This window comes from Aromatoleum evansii (assembly GCF_012910805.1).
In the GTDB taxonomy this organism is placed as follows: Bacteria; Pseudomonadota; Gammaproteobacteria; order Burkholderiales; family Rhodocyclaceae; genus Aromatoleum; species Aromatoleum evansii.
Genome location: NZ_WTVK01000013.1, coordinates 85,391 through 106,762 on the forward strand (window position 1 = coordinate 85,391; position 21,372 = coordinate 106,762).

Consider the following 21,372-nt stretch of genomic DNA (forward strand, 5'->3'; position numbering starts at 1 on the left):
AACACATGCCCCGACTACCCCGACGCATCGTCTGCCTCAGCACCGAAACCGTGGAAGTCCTCTACGCCCTGGGCGAACAGGACCGCATCGTCGGCATTTCCGGCTACACGGTCATCCCGCCGCAGGCCCGCAAGGAAAAGCCCAAGGTCTTCGCCTTCAGCACCGGCGACCTCGACCGCATCCTCGCCGTCAAACCGGACCTCGTGCTGTGCTTCTGCGACCTGCAGGCCGACATCGCCCGCGATCTCGTCAAGGCCGGCGTCGCCGTGCATGTCTTCAACCAGCGCAGCGTCGAGGACATCCTCGCGATGATCGAAACAGTCGGCCGCCTCGTCGGTGCCGAGCCCCGCGCGCGGGCGCTGGTCGGCGAACTGGAGCAGCTGATCGACGCGACACGTGCCGCCGCCGCACGGCTTCCGCGGCGTCCGCGCGTCTATTTCGAGGAGTGGGACGAACCGGCAATCTCCGGCATCCGCTGGGTGTCCGAGCTGATCGGGATCGCCGGCGGCGAAGACATCTTCGCCGAGCTCGCCAGCCGCCCGTCGGCCAAGGACCGCTGCCTCGCCGACCCGCTGGAAGCCGCGCGCCGCGCCCCGGACATCGTCATCGGCTCCTGGTGCGGCAAACGCTTCCGGCCCGAAAAGGTCGTCGCCCGACCGGGCTGGCAGGACGTGCCCGCCGTGCGCAACGCGCAGATCCACGAAATCAAGTCCGCGATCATCCTCGCGCCGGGCCCGACCGCGATCCGCGAAGGGCTGCCCGCCCTCGCACGCCTGTTCGCCGATTGGGCCAAGGCAAGCGCGTAGGCTCGACGACAAGACGCAGCGCCGTCAGACCGACTGCGCCGCGATACGCCCGATCACGCCGAGAAAGGTATCCAGCACAGGCGTGGGTGGCCGGTCCGCATGCGCGACCGACAGCGAAAGGTAAGCGCCCTCGTCGCCGATCCTGAGATAGCGCACGCGCGGTAGCCGCACGCACTCCAGCGGCGCCGGCAGCACCGCGACGCCGAGCCCGGACGCGACCAGCCCGATCTGCGTCGTCGCCTCGCGCGCTCGCTGTACGATGCGCGCGGCGAAGCCCGCCTTGCGGCACAGCTCGTCGACGATCGCCGGCAAGCCGGTCCCGACGTCTGTCGGATAGGCGATGAAACCCTCGTCGCGAAACTCGGCGAGCGAAACCTCGGCACGGTGCGCCAGGGGATGCGCCGCATTGACGACGAGCCGCAGGGGGTCGCGCCCGATCTCGCGCGTGACGATCCCCGCCGACACGTCGAGGCCGCGGTAGCGCACGAAGCCCACATCGATCTCCCCCCGCTGCAGTGCCTCCACCTGCGCCACCGTAAACATTTCACGCAGCGACAGGCTCACCTGCGGGAAGTCGCGCCGATACGTATGCAGCACGTCCGAGAGCATGGTCGTGAATGGCAGCGACGACGTGAACCCGACCCGCAACTCGCCCAGCTCGCCCTTCCCTGCGCGACGCGCGTCTTCCGTCGCAGCCTGCGAGCGCGCCAGGATCTCGCACGCATGATCGAAAAAGCGCCGCCCCGCTTCGGTCAGCGCGACACGACGCTTGCTGCGCTCGAACAGCGGCGTGCCGATTTCCTCCTCTAGATCGCGGATCTGCATCGACAAGGGCGGCTGGCCGATGTGCAGCCGTTCGGCCGCCCGCGTGAAGTTGAGCTCCTCGGCGACCGCGACGAAGTAGCGAAGATGGCGCAGCTCCATTCATATATTCCATAGATGATCTTTCACCTAAAAATATATTGGACGTATGCATTGATCGCAACCTAGGATTCGCCGGAGCAGTGCAACGCAACCTCATCGCCTCCGCAAAGCGCACCCGACCACCATGCAAGCCCCCGCCGCGCCAACCTCGCGATGTTCCTCGGCGGGTTCGCGACCTTCGCGTTGCTGTATGCGACGCAACCCATCCTCCCGCGCCTCGCCGCCGACTTCGGCGTCGCACCGGCAAGCGCCAGCCTGTCCGTATCGCTCGGCACCGCCGCTTTGGCGCTGATGCTCCTGCCCGCCAGCGTGCTGTCCGACCGCTACGGCCGACAGCGCCTGATGAAGGCATCTCTGGCACTCGCGACCGTAATCGCATTTGCGACCGCCTTCGCGGCGGATTTCACCCAGCTCCTCGTGCTGCGGATGCTGATGGGAGCGGCCCTCGCCGGCCTGCCGGCCTCGGCGATGGCCTGGCTCGGCGAGGAAATCGCGCCCAGCGCCCAGGGCCGCGCAATGGGCCTCTACATCGCCGGCAACGCCCTGGGTGGCATGAGCGGGCGCTTCCTCGTCGCCGGCCTCACGGACATGAGCTCATGGCGCATCGCCGCGGCAGCACTCGGCGTGCTCGGGCTCGTCGCAACCCTGGTCTTCTGGCGCTGCCTGCCGCCGTCCCACCACTTCCGCGCACGGGCCGCCCTCCCTGCACGGGTGCTCGGCGACATCACCGCGCTGATTGCGGACGCCGGGCTGCGGCGCCTCTTCGCGATCGCCTTCCTGATGATGGGCGTCTTCACCAGTGTCTACAACTACCTCGGTTTCCGCCTCCACGCCGCGCCCTTCTCCCTGGGTCAGACCGCCATCGGCGCCGTCTTCCTGCTGTACGTGGTCGGGACGCTGTCGTCGGCATGGACGGGGCGCCTGGTCGACCGCATCGGCCGCCGCGCCCTGCTGTGGATCATGATCGTCTTCTGCGGCACGGGCCTCGCGATCACCCTTTTCGACCACCTCGCGGCCATCATCGCCGGCGTCGCCGTCTTCACCTTCGGGTACTTCGGCGCCCACACCACGGCGAGCGGCTGGGTCGCACGCCGGTCGGGCGAGCGGCGCGCCCTCGCAACGGCGCTCTATCTGTGCAGCTACTACCTCGGCGCCAGCCTCATCGGCACCCTCTCCGGCCTCGCATGGGAATACGCCGCATGGACCGGCGTCACTGCCGCACTCACCCTGTGCGTCGCCCTGGGCCTGCTGTGCGCCTGGCAACTGCGCACGCTACAGCCCATGGCGCAACCGCCCGCCCTCACCCCGGCAGGCTAACCATCCGGCCCGCGAAAGGCCGCCACAGCACCCTAGGCCGACATCTTCCAGCCAAGGTCCGCCCGTTCGCGCGAGGGCGCATTCGCGGCCGGGTCGTCCAGCCGCATGCGCGCCAGCGCGGCGACCAGATCGGATTGCGTCACCATCCCGATCACCGTACCGGCCACGCTCACCACCGGCAGGTGATGCAATCCGGCGTCCGAAAAGAGTCCGACCATCTCGTCGATCGACTGCTCAGGCCGGGCCGTCACCACGCGCGCCGCCATGACGTCGCGCACGCGGCCACGCCGCTCCGGCCCCTCGCCCACGAGCGGCCGCGGCATGCCGTCGGCCTGCACGAAGAAATCATGGAGCGTCACGATGCCGGCGAGGCGGCGGTCGGCCGCAACGACGGGAAGCGCCTTCACGCGATGGCGCGCAAGCAGTCTCCACGCCTCCGAGAGTGGCGCATCCGGGCCGACCGTGACGACGTCCGTAGCCATGATGTCGCCGCAGCGGACCGTCCCCAGGCGACGGCGGTATGCCCTTGCTTCGGCGGCCACGATGATCTCCTCGAGATCGTCACTGCTGATGTCCACCCACTCGCCACGCGCCTCAAGCACCGCATTCAGGTCTTCCGCGGTCACGCCGACTCGGGCGCTCGGCAAGGGGTCGGCCGTCCGGTGGGGGTGGGCGGCGTCCACGTGCCGGTGCGGATAACGGCGCCCCGCCGCGGCATTGAATACCAGGGCGATCAGAAGCAGGCACAGCGAATCGATGCCCACCGGCCATAAGGCGAAACCGTAGCCGAGTTCGCTCACCGCCGGCCCGCCGAGCACACAGGTAAGGGCCACGGCCCCCCCGGGCGGATGCAGGCAGCGCAGCGGAAACATGACGGCAATCGTCAGGGCCACCGCCAAGGCCCCGGCAAGGCCCGGATGCCCGACCAGCTTTGCACAGGTCACGCCGATCAACGCCGCGATGACATTGCCCGCCACGAGGGGCCACGGCTGCGCCAGCGGGCTCGACGGCACCGCGAACAACAGCACCGCGGACGCCCCCATGGGCGCGATGAACCAGGGGCTCGACTGCCCGAGCGCCATGCGCCCGATCCACTCGCTGAGGAACAGCCCCAGCAGCGCCCCCGCCACTCCGGCCACCCGTTCGCGCCGGCTCACCACATGGGCTGCCGGGACGAAGCCGCGCAGCCAGGACGACACCCCGCTCACGCGCTACGCCGCAGCACGTGCAGCCTCTCGCGCTGGGGCTTGTCGACCAGTTCGGCCAATGACACCCCGTCCAGGGTCTGCAGAAAAGCCTCCAGCGCACGGCCCAGCACGCCCTTCAGCCTGCAATCCGGCGTCAGCAGGCACTGGCTGCCGCTCCCGAAGCATTCGACGAGCGCCATGCCGCGCTCCATGCTGCGCACCACCGCCCCGATATTGATGGCCTCGGGCGTACGGGCAAGCCGCAAGCCGCCGCCCTTGCCCCGCAAACCTTCGACGAACCCGTCCCGCACGAGATGGTTCGCGATCTTCATCAAGTGGCTGCGCGAGATGTCGAAGCGCTCGGACACCTCAGCGATCGTGACGAGACGATCCGCGTTCACCGCGAGGTAGATCAACACGCGCAGGGCGTAATCGGTGTGCTGGGTCAGATGCATGAGCGTTCCTGCTGCGGCCATCGGGCCAGGCGATGAAAGTCATTATACGCAACGGGGACAAAAGATTCATATTTGTTGACTCTTTTTAAAGAGTCACTTTATATTCCTCTTAAAGCCGGCACCCGGTCCCGTCCGCCTGCCGCACGCCATTTCTTGCCCCAGGAGGAACAGCGATGCGCCCTGACCGTCTCAACCCCCGCCACACGCTTGCGCTCGGACGCGCAACGATGGTCCTTTCCGTGATCGGCATGATCGCCGCCACCCTCGTCGCCTATCCCTTTGCGGAACGATTCGGCATGGGGATGCAGATCACGGGGCACCTCGTGCTGCCCATCTCCGCGGCCTTCTTCAAGATCGGATACGTCGTGCGCCTCGCATCGCACCACGCGCTCGGCAACATGTCGGCCGGTTGAACCGGCTTGCCGCTTCGGCGCCGCCCCTCACGAACATAGGTCGAAGGGCGCCGCCAAGCGCCCCCCCGGGACAGGCCTCAGCGCCGCTCGACCCAGAACAGCAGCCCGGCGGCTGCCAGCAGGAACATCAGGCTCGGCGTCGACGCCGCGAGGACCGGAGGCCAGCTGTTGATCACGCCGAGGTTGGAGAACAGCCCGTTCAGAAGGTGGAAGCCCACCCCCAGCATCACGCCGAGGAAGACCTTCACGCTCACCCCGCCCATGCGGTCGTGGGTCATCGCGAAAGGCAGCGCCAGCGCCATCATCACCAGCACGGCAAACGGATAGATCAGCTTCTTCCACAGCGCGATCTCGTAGCGGTCCGAGTTCTGCTGGTTCTCGCGCAAGTGATTCACGTACGCCACCAGAGTAGCAACCGACATCCGCTCCGGCAGCACCATCAGCACGCTCAAAACCTCGGGTGTCAGCTCGGATTTCCAGTCCATTTCCGGCAGGTCCACGACCTCGGTGCGATCGCCAAGGAAGCGCGTCTGCCGGATGCCGTTCAGGCGCCAGCTGTTCTCGTCGGCGGAGTATCGCCCCGTGGCCGCGTCGGTCACCGAAACCAGCACGTGACGCTCGTCGAATTCGAAGATCCGCACCTTCTCCATGCTGCGGTCGGGCTGCATGGTCCGCACGTTAACGAAACGCGGGCCATCCTTCACCCACAGGCCGGACTTCAGCTGACTCGAAACCGTCGAATTGGTCGCGGTCAGGCGCCACTGCTGCGCTGCCCGCTCGGCCGGCGGCGCGATGTATTCGCCGAAGACGAAGGTCGCCACGACGAAGATCGAACCGATCGCCGCGAGCACGCGCAACATCTTCAGCGTCGACATCCCCGACGCGCGCATCACGGTGATCTCCGAATGCCGCGCGAGCGTCGTGAGCGAATACAGGGTCCCGATCAGGACTGCGATCGGCAGCAGCTCATACACCCGGCCAGGCAGGATCATCGCCACGTACAGCAGGGCATGATGCAGCTCGTACCCGCCCTTGCCGACCGAATCGAGTTCGTTGAGGAAATCGAAGAACGCGAACAGGCCGAGGAAGGCGAGCAGCACCGTGAAGGTCGCCCCGACGACCTCCCGCGCGAGGTAGCGCGTCAGCACCTTCATCACGCGCGCGCCCTCCAGAACGGCGACACCGCCAGGCGCCGGTAGAACATCAGCGCGAGGACCGCGAGCACGACGACGTGTGGCAGCCACACGGCGAGTTCGAAACGCAGCCGCCCCTGGCCGACCCAGGACTGGAAGATGCTGATCGCGTTGCTATACACGAGATACGTCAGAATCGCGAAAAGCAGGTTGTTCGCCCGCCCGGCGCGCGGATTCACGAAGGACAGCGGTATCGCCATCAGCGCCAGCAGCAGCGCGGCAACGGGCACCCCGATGCGCCCGAGCAGCTCACCCAGGTTACGGTCCGTCGGCGACTGCAGCAGCTCCAGCGTCGGGATCACGCGGGTGCGCGAGGACTGGCTCGCCACCTTGCGTTCCTCGATCAGGACCGAGTAACGCTCGAACTCCATCACGCGATACTGGGGCGTCCCGGGCTCGCCCTCGTAGCGCCGCCCCTTCTCGAGCACGACGAAGCGGTCGCCGTTCGCATCGGTGTGCAGGGACCCCTCGGCCGAGACGATGACGCTCAGGCGCCCGTTCTGCTCCGAGCTGACGAACACGTTGCGCACCTTGCCGTTCTCGCCCGCTCCCATCTCGACGAAAAACACACGCTGGGTGGAAGCCGACTCGCGGAACACCCCGGGCGCAACGCGCGACGCGTCGTCGCGCGAGTCGAGCCGTGCCTGGAACTCCGCGTTCTTCGTATGCGCCCACGGCGACAGGAACAGCGTCGCCGCGGCGATCGCGACGACCATCGGCAGCGCGAAGCGCAGCACCGGTCGGATGAAGCCCGTCAGCGGCACGCCGGAGGCGAACCACACGACCATCTCCGAATCGCGGTAAGAGCGCGACAGCGGCATCAGCACCGAAATGAACACGGTCAGCGACAGCACGATGGGCAATTCGGTCAGGGCGCCGAAACCGATCAGCGCCAGCACTGCGTCCGGGGGTACGCGGCCGCCGGCCGCCTGGCCGAGCAGGCGCACCAGCACGACGGTGATGACGATCGCAAACAGGGCGACGAACACACCGGCTGCCGACTGGGAGAATTCACGCCGGAGGGCGCGGCTGAAAATCATCGCGCGAAAGCCTGGATCTCGTTGGAGTGCGGGGTTTTTGACGCGTTTGCCGCGAACGGGCCATAATCGGCGGCAATCGGAACGACGCGTCTTATAAAGGAACAGGGCATGGAATTTACCATAAAGACCGGAGCCCCGGAAAAGCTCAAGACCGGCTGTCTGGTCGTCGGAGCGTTTGCCGGCGGTACGCTCACCGACGCAGCAGCTGCCCTCGACAAGGCGGCCAAAGGCAAGCTCGCCGCCCTGATCGCGCGCGGCGACCTCGACGAAAAGGCCGGCGCGCTGCTCGTGCTGCATGAACTCCCCGGCTGCGCCGCCGAGCGCGTGCTCGTCGTCAGCCTCGGCAAGCAGGACGAACTCGCCGATCGCGCCTGGCGTGACGCCGTCGGCGCCGTCGCCAAGGCCCTCGCCGCCTCGCCCGCCCACGACGCCGCGGTCTGCCTCGCCGACGTCGCACCTCCCGGACGCGACCTCGAATGGGCGCTGCAGCAACTCGCCCGCATCCTGGCCGATGGCACCTACCGCTACGACGTCACCAAGTCGAAGAAGAAGGACGACAAGCCGCGCGGCGCACGCAAGGTCGTGCTCGCGACGCGCAGCAAGATTTCCGCCGCCCTGGAGGCCGCCGTCAAGCGCGGCCAGGCCATCGCCGAAGGCATGGCGCTGGCGAAGGACCTCGGCAACCTGCCGGGCAACTTCTGCACGCCGACCCACCTCGCCGAAACCGCGGTCGAGCTCGGCAAGCAGTTCAAGCTCAAGGTCGAGGTGCTCGAACGCGAGGACATGGAAAAGCTCGGCATGGGTTCCATGCTGTCCGTCGCACGCGGCTCGCACCAGCCGCCCAAGTTCATCGTCCTGCACTACAAGGGCGGCAAGGCCAAGGACAAGCCCGTCGTGCTCGTCGGCAAGGGCATCACCTTCGACACCGGCGGCATCTCGCTCAAGCCCGGCGCCGAGATGGACGAAATGAAGTTCGACATGTGCGGCGCCGCCAGCGTGCTCGGCACCTTCAAGGCGCTGGCGCGCATGGCGCTGCCGATCAACGTCGTGGGCATCGTCCCGACCACCGAGAACATGCCCGGCGGCGGCGCGACCAAGCCCGGCGACGTCGTCACCTCGATGAGCGGCCAGACCATCGAGATCCTCAACACCGATGCCGAAGGCCGCCTCATCCTGTGTGACGCGCTCACCTATGCCGAGCGCTTCAAGCCGGCCTGCGTCGTCGACATCGCCACCCTGACCGGCGCCTGCGTCGTCGCCTTGGGCAAGATTCCCAGCGGCCTGCTCGCCAACGACGACGACCTTGCGCGCGAACTCACTGCTTGCGGCACCGTGTCCGGCGACCGCGTGTGGCAGCTGCCCCTGTGGGACGAATACCAGGAGCTGCTGAAGAGCAATTTCGCCGACATGGCCAACATCGGCGGGCGCTACGGCGGCACCATCACCGCGGCCTGCTTCCTCGCGCGCTTCACCAAGGCGTACAAATGGGCGCACCTCGACATCGCCGGCACCGCCTGGCTGTCGGGCGACGCCAAGGGTGCAACGGGCCGCCCCGTGCCGCTGCTCGCCGAGTTCCTGATCGCGCGCAGCCTGGGCGCAGCGGCCTGAACCGGGGAACGGTCGCGATGGCACCGCGGGTGCAGTTCTACCACAACGCCGAGAACCCGCTGGCGCTCGCCTGCGAACTCGCCGCGCGGGCCTACGGCAGCGGCCGCAAGGTCGCGTTGCGCACCCGCGATGCGGCGTCCGCCCGCCAGCTCGACCAGCTGCTGTGGAGCTTCGAGCAGCAGTCCTTCGTGCCGCACGTGATGGCCGGCTCGCCGCTCGCGGGCGAAACGCCGGTCGTCATCGGCCATGCGGAAGCGCCGAACGAATGGCCGCACAGCGAGATCCTCTTCAACCTCGCCGACGACATCCCGCCGGGCCATGAACGTTTCCGCATGCTGATCGAGATCATCGGCCAGGGCGAAGCGCAGAAGCTCCCCGCACGGGCACGCTGGATGCACTACAAGCAACAGGACCTGCCCCTGCAGGCCTTCGACGCGATCCGCAGGGAGGCACTGTGAGCACCTGGCCCCTACCACCACGCCTCGAACCGGACGACGACCTCAAGGCCGCCGACCTCCTCCTCGGCAAGGCCGACGCCCTGCTCAAGCGGCACCGCGTCCCGGAACCGCAGCCGCCCGCCCCGGAGGAAGTAGTCTCACTGGACGACGAGGACATTCCCGTCCTGACCGAAGTGGTCGCCCCGGAAGACCTGCCCGCCGAACTGAGTTCGCCCCGTCCGCCGCAGCCGAAACGCTCCGCCAGCGAACTCGCGGAACAGCTCATCAGCCTCGACACCGAGGTGTCGCGCGCCGTCGAAGCCTGGTTCCACGCCGAACTGCCGCAGATCGTCGCACGCGAACTCGACCGCATCGGCACCAGCATCCGCGAACAGGCCCTCGCCCACCTGCGCGCCACCCTGCTGCCGGAGCTGTCCGCGCACATCTCCCGCCACCTCGAGAAGAACACCGACGTTCTCCCCCCGGATCAGTCCTGAGCACCGCAAACGCTTGCGGCAATCGCACGAACGGCTTCGTGTGGGAGCTTCAGCCTCGAAAGGACGGATATTCCGCTGTGGGAGCGGCTTCAGCCGCGAAAGGGCGGTAGTGCACATCACGCGGCCTATTCGCGGCTGAAGCCGCTCCCACAGGGAAACGCCCGCGCGCCGGGGACGGCGGGGATCTTCGTACGGACGGAGAAAAATTCATCGCGCGCGACACAGAGCGAGGGTTCGTGCGATTACCTGACCGCAAACACCCCGGCGGGAAGGCAGGCGGCCTCCATCCGCTATAATCCGCCCTTTGCCTTCAGCCCCAGAGCACACCATGGAACTGGCCAAGAGTTTTGAGCCCGCGGACATCGAAGCCCGCTGGTATCCGGAATGGGAATCGCGCGGTCACTTCGACGCCGGACTGGACAAGTCCAACCCCGACGCCTTCTGCATCCTGCTGCCGCCGCCCAACGTAACCGGCACGCTGCACATGGGTCACGGCTTCAACCAGACCATCATGGATGCGCTCACCCGCTACCACCGCATGCGCGGCTTCAACACGCTGTGGCAGCCGGGCACCGACCACGCCGGCATCGCGACGCAGATCGTCGTCGAACGCCAGCTCGACGCCAAGGGCGTCTCGCGCCACGACCTCGGCCGCGAGAAGTTCCTCGAGAAGGTGTGGGAGTGGAAGGAATATTCCGGCGGCACCATCACCCGCCAGATGCGCCGCATGGGCACCTCGCCCGACTGGAAGCGCGAGCGCTTCACGATGGACGCCGGCCTGTCGAAAATCGTCACCGAGACCTTCGTCCGCCTGTACAACGAAGGCCTGATCTACCGCGGTAAGCGCCTCGTCAACTGGGATCCCAAGCTCGGCACCGCGGTGTCCGACCTCGAAGTGGTGTCGGAGGAAGAAGACGGCTTCCTGTGGCACATCACCTACCCCTTCTCTGACGGCCCGATCGAAGGCCTGCCCGGCCTCACCGTCGCGACCACCCGTCCCGAGACCATGCTCGGCGACGTCGCCGTGATGGTGCACCCCGAGGACGAGCGCTACGCGCACCTCATCGGCAAGACCGTCACGCTGCCGCTGTGCGACCGCGAGATCCCAATCATCGCCGACGAATACGTCGACCGCGAATTCGGCACCGGCTGCGTGAAAGTCACGCCGGCCCACGACTTCAACGACTACGCCGTCGGCCTGCGCCACAAGCTGCCGATGATCAGCATCCTGCGCCTCGACGCCCACGTCAGCGACGACGCCCCCGAGAAGTATCGCGGCCTCGACCGCTTCGTCGCGCGCGAGCAGATCGTGCAGGACCTCGAAGCCCTCGGGCTCCTCGCCGCGGTCAAGCCGCACAAGCTCATGGTCCCGCGCGGCGACCGCACCAGCGCCGTCATCGAGCCGATGCTCACCGACCAGTGGTTCGTCGCGATGTCGAAACCCGGCGCGGACGGCAAGAGCATCACCGAAAAGGCGCTCGAATGCGTCTCCTCGGGCGAGATCCGCTTCTACCCCGAGAACTGGGTCAACACCTACAACCAGTGGCTCAACAACATCCAGGACTGGTGCATCTCGCGCCAGCTGTGGTGGGGCCACCAGATCCCGGCCTGGTACGCCGACGTCGAAGGCGACGCGCGCGTGTGGGTCGCGCACAGCGAAGACGAAGCGAAGGCCCTCGCGGCGAAAGACGGCTACACCGGCAAGCTGCGCCGCGACGAGGACGTGCTCGACACCTGGTATTCGTCCGCGCTGTGGCCCTTCTCGACCCTCGACTGGACGCCCGAATGGCCGGCCAAGTCGAACGACGCGCTCGACCTTTACCTGCCGTCCTCGGTGCTCGTCACCGGCTTCGACATCATCTTCTTCTGGGTCGCCCGCATGGTCATGATGACCAAGCACATCACGGGCAAGATCCCCTTCCGCGACGTCTACGTGCACGGCCTGATCCGCGATGCCGAAGGCCAGAAGATGTCGAAGTCGAAGGGCAACGTCCTCGACCCGATCGACCTGATAGACGGCATCTCCGTCGAGGATCTGGTCAAGAAGCGCACCTTCGGCCTCATGAACCCGAAGCAGGCGCAGAGCATCGAGAAGAAGACGCGCAAGGAATTCCCGGAAGGCATCGCCGCCTTCGGCACCGACGCGCTGCGCTTCACCTTCGCCTCGCTCGCCACGCCGGGCCGCGACATCAAGTTCGACCTGTCGCGCTGCGAAGGCTACCGCAACTTCTGCAACAAGCTGTGGAACGCCACCCGCTTCGTGCTGATGAACTGCGAAGGCCACGACTGCGGCATCGACGCCGTCGCCGGCAGCGCCGCCTGCAACGCGGAAACGCTCGATTTCTCCTTCGCCGACCGCTGGATCGTCTCCCGCCTGCAGCGCACCGAAGCCGACATCGCGCAGCACTTCAAGGACTACCGCTTCGACCTCGTCGCCAAGGCCGTGTACGAGTTCGTATGGGATGAGTACTGCGACTGGTACCTGGAACTCGCAAAAGTGCAGATCCAGAACGGCAGCGAAGCCCAACAGCGCGCCACCCGCCGCACGCTGCTGCGCGTGCTCGAGACCGTGCTGCGCCTCGCCCACCCGCTGATCCCCTTCATCACCGAAGAGCTGTGGCAGACCGTCGCACCGCTCGCCGGCCGCAAGGACGCCGACAGCGTCATGCTCGCGCGCTACCCCGAAGCGGACCTCGGCCGCATCGACGAGGCAGCCGAAGCGAAGATCGCGGAGCTCAAGGCCATCGTCGGCACCTGCCGCAACCTGCGCAGCGAAATGGGCATCTCGCCCGCCCAGCGCATGCCGCTGGTCGCGGCAGGCGACGCCGCCGCACTGAACGTCTACGCCCCCTACCTCGCCGGCCTCGCGCGCCTCTCGGGCGTCGAGATCGTCGCTGACATCGGCGCCGACGAACTCGCCCCGGTGTCGGTGTCCGGTGCCTTCAAGCTGATGCTGCGCGTTGAGATCGACATCGCGGCCGAGCGCGAGCGCGTCGCGAAGGAGATCGCCCGTCTCGAAGGCGAGATCGGCAAGGCCCAAGGCAAGCTCGGCAACGCCAGCTTCGTCGAACGCGCTCCCGCCGCCGTCGTGCAGCAGGAACGCGATCGCCTCGACGCCTTCGTCGCGACGCTGGAAAAACTGCGCCCGCAGCTCGAAAAGCTCGATCGCAGCTAAGCGACATCGCGCCAAAAAGGAAGGGGCCGCCCGGCGTTCGGGCGGCCCCTTTCTCTTGTCCCAAGCCCGAACCGGCCGGAACGATCAGGCTCCTACTTGCGCTTCAGATAGAACTCGAACGCCTTGTCGGCCGTTTCGCCCTGCTGCAGCAGATCGTTCCCGGTCTGCCGCGCAAACGCCTGAAAATCCTTCACCGAACCGGGATCGGTGGCCAGCACCCGCAGCACCTGGCCGGCGCTCATCTCGGCGAGCGCCTTCTTGGCCCGCAGAATCGGCAGCGGGCAGGTCAGCCCGCGCGCATCGACTTCCTTTTGAAACTCCATTACGCGTAACCCTCACTGACAGTTACCGCAATTCTACCCCACAGCCATATCCGCGCCTGCGGACGGTACCGGTGAAATCATTCCGAACGGCCGTTCTTGCGCTCCTCTCGGCGGCGTTCTCGTTCCTGTTCCTTCAGTTCGCGCAGGCGAGCATCGACTGCGGAAAGTTCGTAAAAATTGCCGTCCCCTGCCCGGCGCGCGAGCTCCAGCTGCTCGATCGCAGCCGGAACCGCACCGCGCAGCACATAGACTTCCGCCTGCGCGCGGTGCTGGGCCGCGCGACGCCCCTGCTCGGCCTCCGAACGGGCCAGGAAGGCCCACAAGCGCGGATCCTCCTTGCGACTCTGCACCGCCGTCCGCGCCATTGTGCCGGCATCGCGTGCACGCCCCGCCTGCAGCATCGCATCCATCAGCGCGTACCGCAGCGCCTGGCTCTCGGGGAAGCGTTTCTGCGCCGCTTCGAGGATCTGCACCGCACCGGCGCCATCGCGCTGCGCCAGCCGCAGCTCCGCTGCCAGCATGTCGACGAAGGACGACGGAGGCGCCTCGCGCCTCAGCGCCTCGACCTGCTTGCCGGCCTCGTCGAGACGGCCCGCCGCAAGCAGCGCGCGCGCATAACCGTACCGCTGTGCGACATCGCTGCCGTTCTTCGCGATCTGTGCCTCGAAGTCGCGCACGGCATCGATCGCCGGCATCGCTCCAACGCGCAGCTTCGCGCGCACGAAACCGAAGTCGGGCGAATCGGGAACCTGTCGGTAACGCAACTGCGCCACGCGGTTCCCCATGTCGGAGATCCGCTCCTGGGTAAGCGGGTGCGTGCGCAGGTAGCTCGGCGCATTGTTCTCGTACAAGCGGCTCGAACGCTGCAGCCGCTCGAAGAAGCTGGGCATGCCGCGCACGTCGAAGCCGGCCCCTTCGAGCGATTGCAGGCCCAGCCGATCGGCCTCGCGCTCGAAATCCCGCGTATAGCCGAGCTGCGCCTGCAGCGCCCCTGCCTGCCCTGCGGCGATGGCCGCCTGGCTGAGCTGCCCGTCGCCGCGCGCCGCGAGCACCGCCACCAGCATGGAGGCCAGCATGACCATGCTGGTCTGGCTCTGCTTGCCGAACATCTGTGCGATGTGCCGCTGCGTCACATGCGCGACCTCGTGCCCGAGCACCGAGGCCAGCTCCGACTCGGACTCGGCGGTAACGATCAGCCCGGTGTGCACGCCGATGAAGCCACCCGGCATCGCGAAGGCGTTCAGCGTGCCGTCGCGCACGACGAAGAATTCGAACTCCAGCTCCGGTGCCGAACTCGCCGCAACGAGACGGCGTCCCATGCGGTTGATGTAATCCTCAACCTCGGGATCGTCGAGATAGCTCGCCTCGCGCCAACGGATCTCGCGCATGATCGACTCGCCGAGCTTGCGTTCCGCAAGCGGCGAAAGTTCCGAGGCGCCCACGTCGCCGAGATCCGGCAAACCGGCCGCATTCACCGGCGGCACGAGGGCGGCGCACATCAGCAGGATAAGAATTCGTCTGATCATCGGGTGCTATGATACCGGCCCACCACCAACCGTTCAGCGCGGAATGTATCCCTCTGTACGAGACCGCGCACACCGAGCCATGACCGAGCAGAAAGCTTCCGCCCTCACCCACTTCGACGCCCAAGGCCAGGCCCACATGGTCGATGTCGGCGGCAAGAGCGAAACCCGCCGCGTTGCCGTCGCCCACGGCTCGATCAGCATGAAGCCCGAGACCTTTGCGATGGTCAAGTCCGGCAATGCGAAAAAGGGCGACGTCATCGGCATCGCGCGCATCGCGGCGATCCAGGCATCGAAGCGGACCAGCGACCTGATCCCCCTGTGCCACCCGATCCCGCTCACCCGTGTCGCCGTCGAATTCGAACTCAACGAGGCGCAAAGCCGCATCGACTGCAGCGTCACCGCCGAGACGGTCGGCCGGACCGGCGTGGAGATGGAAGCGCTGACGGCCGTGAACGTGGCCCTGCTCACCATCTACGATATGTGTAAAGCCGTCGACCGCGGCATGCGCATGGATGGCATCCAGCTGATGGAGAAGCTCGGCGGGAAGTCGGGGCACTGGGTCGCGGGGCAATAACCCTACCCAACCTCCAGCACTAGCCGTTTAGCGCCGGTCGCCCCCCCGCAGCCGAAGCGCTCCCTTGGCTGCCGCGCCTTAAGCGTTTCCACACACTTGCACTTAAAAAAAACGGGGCGGCTTACGCCGCCCCGTCCTGAGCCACGTTACAAGATCCGCTTACTGGAACTTGTAGATGTAGCGTGCGCCAATGAAATTGGCGGTCTGCTTGGGCTTGTTCGAGACGACGGTACCGTCGGTCGTCGTGCCGTAGGTGAAGTCCGAGCCATTGGCGAAACTCCAGCTCCAGTCGTCGGTCTTCCAGCGCTCGTGAATGACGTCGAACTGAAGGTCGGCGTTCTTGCGAAGCGCGTACTTCGCAAACATGGACAGACGGGTCAGCCTGCTTTCGATGTCCGCGAGCGGAATTTCGGAAGCCGTTCGTGCCGCGGACGTATCTTCATCATACGAGCTCTGCGTACGGGTCCACTGAACGTCTGCTCCAATCTTCAGCTTCGCAGTCAGCGTACCGCGCAACCCGAAACCGACGGAGTCACCCGTGTCGTTCAGGTCGGCGTCCTTCAGCATATTAGGCACCGACGAGGTGGTATTACGTGCCCACCGACCCGAAAGTTGCTTCGCACGAGTCACGTCGTGCGACGCCCAGCCGGTAATTTGCCAATTGTCGGAGAAGGCGTAGCGTGCATCGACTGACACCAAAGACGCACGGCCATCCTTCAGGCCGAAAGGCCGACCATCCTCTCGCTGATAGTCGTCGCGCGCGTCCTCAATGTTGAAGTTTAGGCTGAAGGCCTCGACCGGCGCCCAGTCTAGCGACAGCCGCCACTTGTTTCGAGTGCGGTCGGCGATGTGGAGCGGGTTGATCCTGTCGTAGATGGACCCTCCGTCGCGCAGGGTATTAGGCTCATGCGGCGCTACCCAGGACGAACCATCACGGACGCTGTGGAGGATTGCGACGGAGCCGTTAAGGGTCTCCGACATCGAGCGGCGCAACTGCAGACGGTACGTGGTCTCGTCGACGCTTTCGACAAACGGGACATAACGCTCATCGACAAACTTCGGCGCGGAACGGTCCTGGTCCTTGATGTCGATGCCCCCGATCAGCTTGAAGCGTTCAGGCAGAAGATAGCTGGCTTCGAACTTTCCGGATTTCGTCTCATACGAGTGCGGCGTGTTATGAACCGTCACTGCACGCGTCGTGTTGTTGCCGACGAAACCGAACAGCGGGGTGTTGTCATCGACGTCGTAATAGCGCAGGTTCGCGTTCAGCGACAGCTTGCTCGTCGGCCGCGAACTCAGGCCGAGTTCCGCCAGAGTGCTCACGATCTCGCCATCGAGCTTGCTCGGCGCCCCGGAAAAGGGCGCATTGACACCACCCAACCGAATGCTCGGAATGGTCTCGTCCTGCGTCGCAACGCTGCGCGAAAGCTTCAACGTTGCCCGCGTCGAAGGAGTAAACGAATACCCCGCATTGACAAAGAACTGGTGCGCCTGATTGTCGAGCGGCAATGACAGGGGAGTCCAGGAAGGGGAGCTCGCGCTGCCAGTCGCGGTAAGGCAGTTAACGGGATTGTTATTGACGTTAACGCCCGCACACACCATGTCGTTCTTGTTCCGATACCAGCTTCCCGCATAACCGCCTGCGAGCTGCAGTTTTTCGCCGGTGTACTCCAATGTCACGTCGAGTTGCTGCGTCGTGCTGTCAATCGGCTCCGCAGTGAACAGCGCCGCGCTCCCGAGGCCCCAGTGCCGGCTGCCGTTCTTCTCCTCGTTCTTGAAGCTGAGCTTGAGATCGAAGTCCTTGAGCAGGTTCTTGTTGAACCCGACATGCACCAGATCTCGGTATGTAGCCAAGTCAACGTCATGGAACGGCAACCTACTGTCAGTAGTACTGGTGCGCGCCCCGCTAATCCGAAGGTTTTCCGATCCTACGCCCTGAATTCCCGAGCTGATCTTGAGCGGATTCACGCGGGGAATGCGCGAATAGCTGATAAACCCGCCCATATTGCCCTGCTGCTGCACTTCGGCGGAAATCTTGCGGCTTTCAAGCCCGAGATTGTCCGTCTCGAACTTGAACCAAGTGCCCGTGGCGTCATCGCGCTTGACGACGTCGGCATCGATCAGGGCATAACCGTGGTCATCCCGCATTCCGTCGAAGATGCCCTGCTGCTGACGATCGTTGGTCCAGTAACCGGCACCCACCGAGATGGAACTATCCGGCTTGGTGAGCGCCTCGAGATCATCGTCCTCCGCGAAAGCCGAACCGTATGCTGCAAGCATGGCCGCAGCAATCGCGGTCAACCTGAACGTCGTATTGAAATTTTTCATGTCAATCTCCCTCGGACCGATCAGCGACGGAAGCGTCCGGCAGTTGCGCTGTTCACGGTGCTGTTGCTTCCGTGAATGTTCGTGTGGCAATTCACGCAACCACGACCGACGGTATAGGCATTACTATTGGCCGCGCGATCGGTCGGCAGGCCAGCGAGACTGCTGGGGTGGCTGTCGTGACTATGGCATTCCTGGCACAGATAGGGCGCGCGCGCCTTCAACAGGTTTGCGACGTTGGTGCCATGCGGGTTGTGGCAGATCGCACAGTCTTCGGCCACCGGCTGGTGGTTATGCACGAACGGGCCACGCTTTTCCATGTGGCAGGAATAGCAGGTGTCGTTCACGCTGGCCTTCTGGAGCTGCGAGGGATTGTCGCCGTGCACGTTGTGGCAGGACGAACAGCTCATCTGGCCTTCCGGCACGGGGTGGTGAGAGGGACGAGCGAACTGGGCGCGCTGCTCCTTGTGGCAATTCGAGCACACTTCGGGCTGCGACTTGGCTTCTCGAACCTTGTCGTGGCCGTCGTGGACCGTGTGACAGGAAGCACAGGTCACGTCACGACGCGCGTGGGTGCTGTTCTGCCAGAAGATGCGGGTGCTGCCCTGGTGACAGCTCAGACAGGCGGCATTCTGGGCCTCAGCCGAAGTCGCGGTGTTCTTCTTCGTGAAGCCGACGTCCACGAGCGGCGTCGGGCCGCTACCACGGCCGGCTTCCTTTACGTGCTTCTCGCTCTCCCCGTGGCAGTTCGTACAGCCCGGCGTGCGCTTGTCGGCAACGGTGCCGTGCTTGGTCTTGCCGATGCGCAGGGCTTCGGGCGAGTCGTTCTCGTCGTGGCAGCTCGTACACTTTGCATCGCCCGTGAGGACGATGTCCTTGGGCGCTTCCTTCTCGGCAGCGGTCGCAGTCAACGCCGGAAACAGGCTCCCGGCGAGGACGGCGAATGCGCACGTGCGCAGCGCTTTTCCTAGCAGCTTCATATTAACCCCCTGATTTGCTGATGAGTGGCGCGCACCGTGGCGGTGCGCGCCGGATCTCTTGCCGCGTGTTACTGGGCGCGGATCCAGTCGATGAGATTCTTGATCTCGGCCTTGTCGGTGGTGTCGATCACCTTGTGCGTTTCCTCGGTGCCGTCCTCGAGCTTCACCTTGTGCTCCTTGGTGACCTGCTCGATCATTTTCTGCTCGGCATCCGCCTTGTCCTTGTACTTCGCCGAGATCTTCTTGTAGGACGGGCCCTTCTTGGTCTTGTCGACCGCATGGCACTTGAAACAGTCGTTGCGCTTGGCGGTGGCCTTGGCCGCGTCGGCGTCCACGGCCATTGCGGCCGGGGTAGCGAGGGCTGCCGTCAGTCCGACCAGGATCATGCTCGCAAGAATTCGTGCCTTCACGCTGATTCTCCTTTCGATATATGCACATCCAAATACCCGTGGGCGTCGGAGCGAGACCCTCCGGATATTTTGCTGGTGGAATATACCCCCAAATTTTGAAAGGGTGTTCGACACGAGCGTACAAAAAGACACAATTGCCTCGTTACAACACAAGACCTTGACACACTGACGGTTTTTTATACAGGATCCGTATTTCACTGCTCCGCTGCATATTACTGATGGCTAATTGAATGTATATGCAACACATCTTAATTAGCACATTGTGATGTTCGCATGAAGCAAGCGGACCGCGGCCTTGCCGATCCGGGAACCGGTCGGTCGTCACTGCGGGAAGTAGTAATGGGGGCAGCCGACACATTGCCTTCCGGCAACGCCGCGGTCGGAAGAGCCTGACGCGCCGGCGATGGTCGGGGCGATGCCCGCCGGCTATTCGAGGACTTGCAGTCCCGAACTCAGGACGAGTGATTGGCCGGACACGCGATCGCGGACGGTTGCGATCACCTTGTACCGGCCGGTACGGTCGTGCGGATCGAAACTGACCTGCATGCTGCCGTTGCCGAGATGGAGACGCCCCGGCATGGATTCTGCAGACCACAGGGACATCGAGCCGGCGGGAATGTAGCCGCCGTCCGGACCCTCGAGCGCAAGCTCGGCGACGACATCGCATCGGCCGGTCGCATCCCTCGCACATCCCTGGAAGACTAGCATGGCCGTGACCGACGATCCGCGCTTGACGGTCGCAGTGGCGGGCAACTGGAGGGGCGTGCTCGCCATCCGCCACGCCTGCAGGAAGCGCATCTCGTCAGGAGTGAGCACGAGCTGGGCGCCGAAGTGCTCGGCTCCGTGCGCGTCGCTGCGCGCTGCATCACGATTGTGCTCGCCGGCAGTCCAGGCGCCATGCGCAAGGAGCGGAAGACATGCGGCAAAGGCCGCGGCGCAACGTCTCATGTTTGCAGCCCGATCAGTTGGAGACGGAGTACGCGATCGGCGAGGGTTGCCGATACCGGGGATTGGGCATCCCGCGGTGAGGGCAGGCCGGAGCGTGCTCGTGGCGCGATTATCACATCGACATCGAGTTGATCGGACTGCTTTTACAACTGCACACAAGAAGGGAGGTGTTGCGGGTGAGATTCCCCACAATTGCCGGACGAACGGGAGTTTTGCCCGATCACGAGACCCGCGAATGAGCGGTCTCGCGCCGGAGCGATGATTATTTACAGCTTCTGGTGGACGCCGTCGCACATCACGCCGTTGCCCGACTGCTTACAGCCGCAGAAGTAAGCGGTCTTGCTTTCCTCGGCCTTGTACTCGACCGGGGTGAAGCTGCTGCCCTGATGGGACCCGTCACAGAAAGGCTGCTTGGCGCTCTTGCCACAGGAACACCACCAGTAGCTCTTGCCAGCCTCGATGTCGACTGCGTAGGGGGATTTCTGGGCGATCTTTGCGGTTTCGTTCGACATGCGTCGACTCCTCATGCGGTGGATAAAAAAGCCACCCCGGATTACGGGGTGGCGAAAGTGATCCCCAGGGGGCGGGATCAATGGAGACGGAAAACCGGATTACTGCTTGACGGCCTCGACGGCGATCTCGAGGGTGACTTCGTCGCCGACGTGGGGGGCGAACTTGCCGGCACCGAAATCGGAGCGCTTGACGACGGCGGAGGCGTTGGCGCCGCAGGCTTCCTTCTTGAGCATGGGGTGCTCCATGCAGTGGAAGGAGGTGACCTCGAGTTTCACCGGCTTGGTGACGCCCTTGATGGTCAGGTTGCCGTCGACCGAGGCGAGCTTGTCGCCGCTGAAGTTCAGCTTGGTCGACTTGAAGGCGATCGTCGGGTACTTCTCGGTGTGGAAGAAGTCCTCGCCCTGGATGTGGCCGTTGAACATTTCAAAGCCGGTATCGACCGACTTGGCATCGATCGTGACGTCGACCACGCCGGACTTGGCGGCGCGATCGAGCTTGATCGTGCCGGAGGTCTTGTTGAAGCGGCTCTCCTGCTTCGAATAGCCGAAGTGGCTGTAGGCGAAACGCGCGAAGGTGTGCGAGCCGTCGATATCGAAGGTTTCCGGGGCGGCCATCGCGGGGGCGGAGACGGTGGCGGCGAGGATGGACGCGAGGGCGAGGCGCTTGAGTTGCTTCATCTTGAATCTCCTGAATTCAGGTTTGGTTCGGATAGGAAGTGGGT

Annotated in this window: 20 protein-coding genes and 1 pseudogene; 8 read left to right on the forward strand and 13 right to left on the reverse strand. The window is 65.1% G+C overall.

Annotated elements, in window-relative coordinates; all coding sequences use genetic code 11:
- The first annotated feature begins 5 nt into the window (after positions 1–5).
- A complete protein-coding gene (locus tag GO615_RS08605) occupies positions 6–806 on the forward strand; it encodes an ABC transporter substrate-binding protein (protein WP_169126954.1) in 801 nt (266 codons plus the stop codon).
- Positions 807–830: 24 nt separating this feature from the next.
- On the opposite strand, the gene GO615_RS08610 is transcribed toward GO615_RS08605, so the two are convergent.
- Positions 831–1,730: a LysR substrate-binding domain-containing protein gene (locus GO615_RS08610; protein WP_169126956.1), complete on the reverse strand. Its 900-nt coding sequence runs from the start codon at positions 1,728–1,730 to the stop codon at positions 831–833.
- 138 nt (positions 1,731–1,868) lie between these two features.
- Here GO615_RS08610 and GO615_RS08615 point away from each other — a divergent pair.
- A pseudogene (locus GO615_RS08615) lies at positions 1,869–3,047 on the forward strand (MFS transporter); the annotation flags it as partial.
- A 32-nt stretch (positions 3,048–3,079) separates the two neighbouring features.
- Here the strand turns inward: GO615_RS08615 and GO615_RS08620 are convergent.
- Positions 3,080–4,255, reverse strand: coding sequence for an HPP family protein (locus GO615_RS08620; protein WP_169126960.1), 1,176 nt, complete (start codon positions 4,253–4,255; stop codon positions 3,080–3,082).
- A complete protein-coding gene (locus GO615_RS08625; RefSeq protein ID WP_169126962.1) occupies positions 4,252–4,689 on the reverse strand; it encodes an Rrf2 family transcriptional regulator in 438 nt (145 codons plus the stop codon). Before GO615_RS08625 ends, GO615_RS08620 begins: the two co-directional genes overlap by 4 nt.
- Before the next feature lie 173 nt (positions 4,690–4,862).
- Between GO615_RS08625 and GO615_RS08630 the strand changes: the two genes are divergently transcribed.
- A complete protein-coding gene (locus tag GO615_RS08630) occupies positions 4,863–5,102 on the forward strand; it encodes a hypothetical protein (protein WP_169126964.1) in 240 nt (79 codons plus the stop codon).
- 77 nt (positions 5,103–5,179) lie between these two features.
- On the opposite strand, the gene lptG is transcribed toward GO615_RS08630, so the two are convergent.
- Together lptG and lptF are read right to left on the reverse strand one after the other, a co-directional pair.
- Complete coding sequence (gene lptG / locus GO615_RS08635; protein WP_169126966.1) at positions 5,180–6,259, reverse strand: LPS export ABC transporter permease LptG; 1,080 nt, start codon at positions 6,257–6,259, stop codon at positions 5,180–5,182.
- A complete protein-coding gene (gene lptF / locus GO615_RS08640; RefSeq protein WP_169126967.1) occupies positions 6,256–7,335 on the reverse strand; it encodes an LPS export ABC transporter permease LptF in 1,080 nt (359 codons plus the stop codon). Before lptF ends, lptG begins: the two co-directional genes overlap by 4 nt.
- A gap of 108 nt (positions 7,336–7,443) precedes the next feature.
- Here lptF and GO615_RS08645 point away from each other — a divergent pair, with 108 nt between their 5' ends.
- From GO615_RS08645 to GO615_RS08660, 4 genes are all read left to right on the forward strand, one after another.
- Entirely contained in the window at positions 7,444–8,943 is a 1,500-nt protein-coding gene (locus GO615_RS08645) for a leucyl aminopeptidase (protein ID WP_169126969.1), read from the forward strand.
- A gap of 17 nt (positions 8,944–8,960) precedes the next feature.
- Positions 8,961–9,401 (forward strand): DNA polymerase III subunit chi, encoded by a 441-nt coding sequence (locus GO615_RS08650; RefSeq protein WP_169126971.1) that lies wholly within the window; start codon positions 8,961–8,963, stop codon positions 9,399–9,401.
- On the forward strand, positions 9,398–9,877 hold the full coding sequence (locus GO615_RS08655) for a hypothetical protein (protein WP_169126973.1): 480 nt from the start codon (positions 9,398–9,400) through the stop codon (positions 9,875–9,877). Before GO615_RS08650 ends, GO615_RS08655 begins: the two co-directional genes overlap by 4 nt.
- Before the next feature lie 328 nt (positions 9,878–10,205).
- Positions 10,206–13,052 carry a valine--tRNA ligase gene (locus tag GO615_RS08660; protein ID WP_169126981.1) on the forward strand — a complete coding sequence of 949 codons (2,847 nt, stop codon included), beginning with the start codon at positions 10,206–10,208 and terminating at the stop codon, positions 13,050–13,052.
- A 92-nt stretch (positions 13,053–13,144) separates the two neighbouring features.
- Here GO615_RS08660 and GO615_RS08665 read toward each other — a convergent pair whose 3' ends face one another.
- Positions 13,145–13,375, reverse strand: a complete 231-nt coding sequence (locus GO615_RS08665) for a sulfurtransferase TusA family protein (protein ID WP_018990453.1) — start codon at positions 13,373–13,375, stop codon at positions 13,145–13,147.
- Between the two features lie 77 nt (positions 13,376–13,452).
- Positions 13,453–14,901, reverse strand: a complete 1,449-nt coding sequence (locus tag GO615_RS08670) for a beta-barrel assembly-enhancing protease (RefSeq protein ID WP_169126983.1) — start codon at positions 14,899–14,901, stop codon at positions 13,453–13,455.
- Positions 14,902–14,980: 79 nt separating this feature from the next.
- On the opposite strand from GO615_RS08670, the gene moaC reads away from it, so the two are divergent.
- The gene (moaC, locus tag GO615_RS08675) at positions 14,981–15,475 is read left to right on the forward strand and encodes a cyclic pyranopterin monophosphate synthase MoaC (RefSeq protein WP_169126985.1); all 495 of its coding nucleotides are present in this window, start codon (positions 14,981–14,983) and stop codon (positions 15,473–15,475) included.
- A gap of 159 nt (positions 15,476–15,634) precedes the next feature.
- On the opposite strand, the gene GO615_RS08680 is transcribed toward moaC, so the two are convergent.
- The 6 genes from GO615_RS08680 to GO615_RS08705 form a co-directional block, all read right to left on the reverse strand.
- Positions 15,635–17,803, reverse strand: a complete 2,169-nt coding sequence (locus GO615_RS08680; protein WP_169126987.1) for an MtrB/PioB family decaheme-associated outer membrane protein — start codon at positions 17,801–17,803, stop codon at positions 15,635–15,637.
- 20 nt (positions 17,804–17,823) lie between these two features.
- On the reverse strand, positions 17,824–18,780 hold the full coding sequence (locus tag GO615_RS08685; protein WP_169126988.1) for a DmsE family decaheme c-type cytochrome: 957 nt from the start codon (positions 18,778–18,780) through the stop codon (positions 17,824–17,826).
- A gap of 68 nt (positions 18,781–18,848) precedes the next feature.
- On the reverse strand, positions 18,849–19,190 hold the full coding sequence (locus tag GO615_RS08690; RefSeq protein ID WP_339379988.1) for a c-type cytochrome: 342 nt from the start codon (positions 19,188–19,190) through the stop codon (positions 18,849–18,851).
- 426 nt (positions 19,191–19,616) lie between these two features.
- Entirely contained in the window at positions 19,617–20,138 is a 522-nt protein-coding gene (locus GO615_RS08695) for a hypothetical protein (protein WP_169126990.1), read from the reverse strand.
- A 266-nt stretch (positions 20,139–20,404) separates the two neighbouring features.
- Entirely contained in the window at positions 20,405–20,650 is a 246-nt protein-coding gene (locus GO615_RS08700) for a CDGSH iron-sulfur domain-containing protein (RefSeq protein ID WP_169126992.1), read from the reverse strand.
- Between the two features lie 99 nt (positions 20,651–20,749).
- Positions 20,750–21,328 (reverse strand): YceI family protein, encoded by a 579-nt coding sequence (locus GO615_RS08705; protein WP_169126994.1) that lies wholly within the window; start codon positions 21,326–21,328, stop codon positions 20,750–20,752.
- Positions 21,329–21,372 lie beyond the last annotated feature (44 nt).

Bases quoted from the DNA above. Each gene is read 5' to 3' on its own strand.
- GO615_RS08680 (WP_169126987.1), bottom strand. From the start codon at position 17,803: ATGAAAAATTTCAATACGACGTTCAGGTTGACCGCGATTGCTGCGGCC.
- GO615_RS08660 (WP_169126981.1), top strand. From the start codon at position 10,206: ATGGAACTGGCCAAGAGTTTTGAGCCCGCGGACATCGAAGCCCGCTGG.
- moaC (WP_169126985.1), top strand. From the start codon at position 14,981: ATGACCGAGCAGAAAGCTTCCGCCCTCACCCACTTCGACGCCCAAGGC.
- GO615_RS08645 (WP_169126969.1), top strand. From the start codon at position 7,444: ATGGAATTTACCATAAAGACCGGAGCCCCGGAAAAGCTCAAGACCGGC.
- GO615_RS08695 (WP_169126990.1), bottom strand. From the start codon at position 20,138: ATGAGACGTTGCGCCGCGGCCTTTGCCGCATGTCTTCCGCTCCTTGCG.
- lptF (WP_169126967.1), bottom strand. From the start codon at position 7,335: ATGATTTTCAGCCGCGCCCTCCGGCGTGAATTCTCCCAGTCGGCAGCC.
- GO615_RS08700 (WP_169126992.1), bottom strand. From the start codon at position 20,650: ATGTCGAACGAAACCGCAAAGATCGCCCAGAAATCCCCCTACGCAGTC.
- GO615_RS08685 (WP_169126988.1), bottom strand. From the start codon at position 18,780: ATGAAGCTGCTAGGAAAAGCGCTGCGCACGTGCGCATTCGCCGTCCTC.
- GO615_RS08605 (WP_169126954.1), top strand. From the start codon at position 6: ATGCCCCGACTACCCCGACGCATCGTCTGCCTCAGCACCGAAACCGTG.
- GO615_RS08670 (WP_169126983.1), bottom strand. From the start codon at position 14,901: ATGATCAGACGAATTCTTATCCTGCTGATGTGCGCCGCCCTCGTGCCG.
- GO615_RS08610 (WP_169126956.1), bottom strand. From the start codon at position 1,730: ATGGAGCTGCGCCATCTTCGCTACTTCGTCGCGGTCGCCGAGGAGCTC.
- GO615_RS08650 (WP_169126971.1), top strand. From the start codon at position 8,961: ATGGCACCGCGGGTGCAGTTCTACCACAACGCCGAGAACCCGCTGGCG.
- GO615_RS08630 (WP_169126964.1), top strand. From the start codon at position 4,863: ATGCGCCCTGACCGTCTCAACCCCCGCCACACGCTTGCGCTCGGACGC.
- GO615_RS08625 (WP_169126962.1), bottom strand. From the start codon at position 4,689: ATGCATCTGACCCAGCACACCGATTACGCCCTGCGCGTGTTGATCTAC.
- GO615_RS08705 (WP_169126994.1), bottom strand. From the start codon at position 21,328: ATGAAGCAACTCAAGCGCCTCGCCCTCGCGTCCATCCTCGCCGCCACC.
- GO615_RS08665 (WP_018990453.1), bottom strand. From the start codon at position 13,375: ATGGAGTTTCAAAAGGAAGTCGATGCGCGCGGGCTGACCTGCCCGCTG.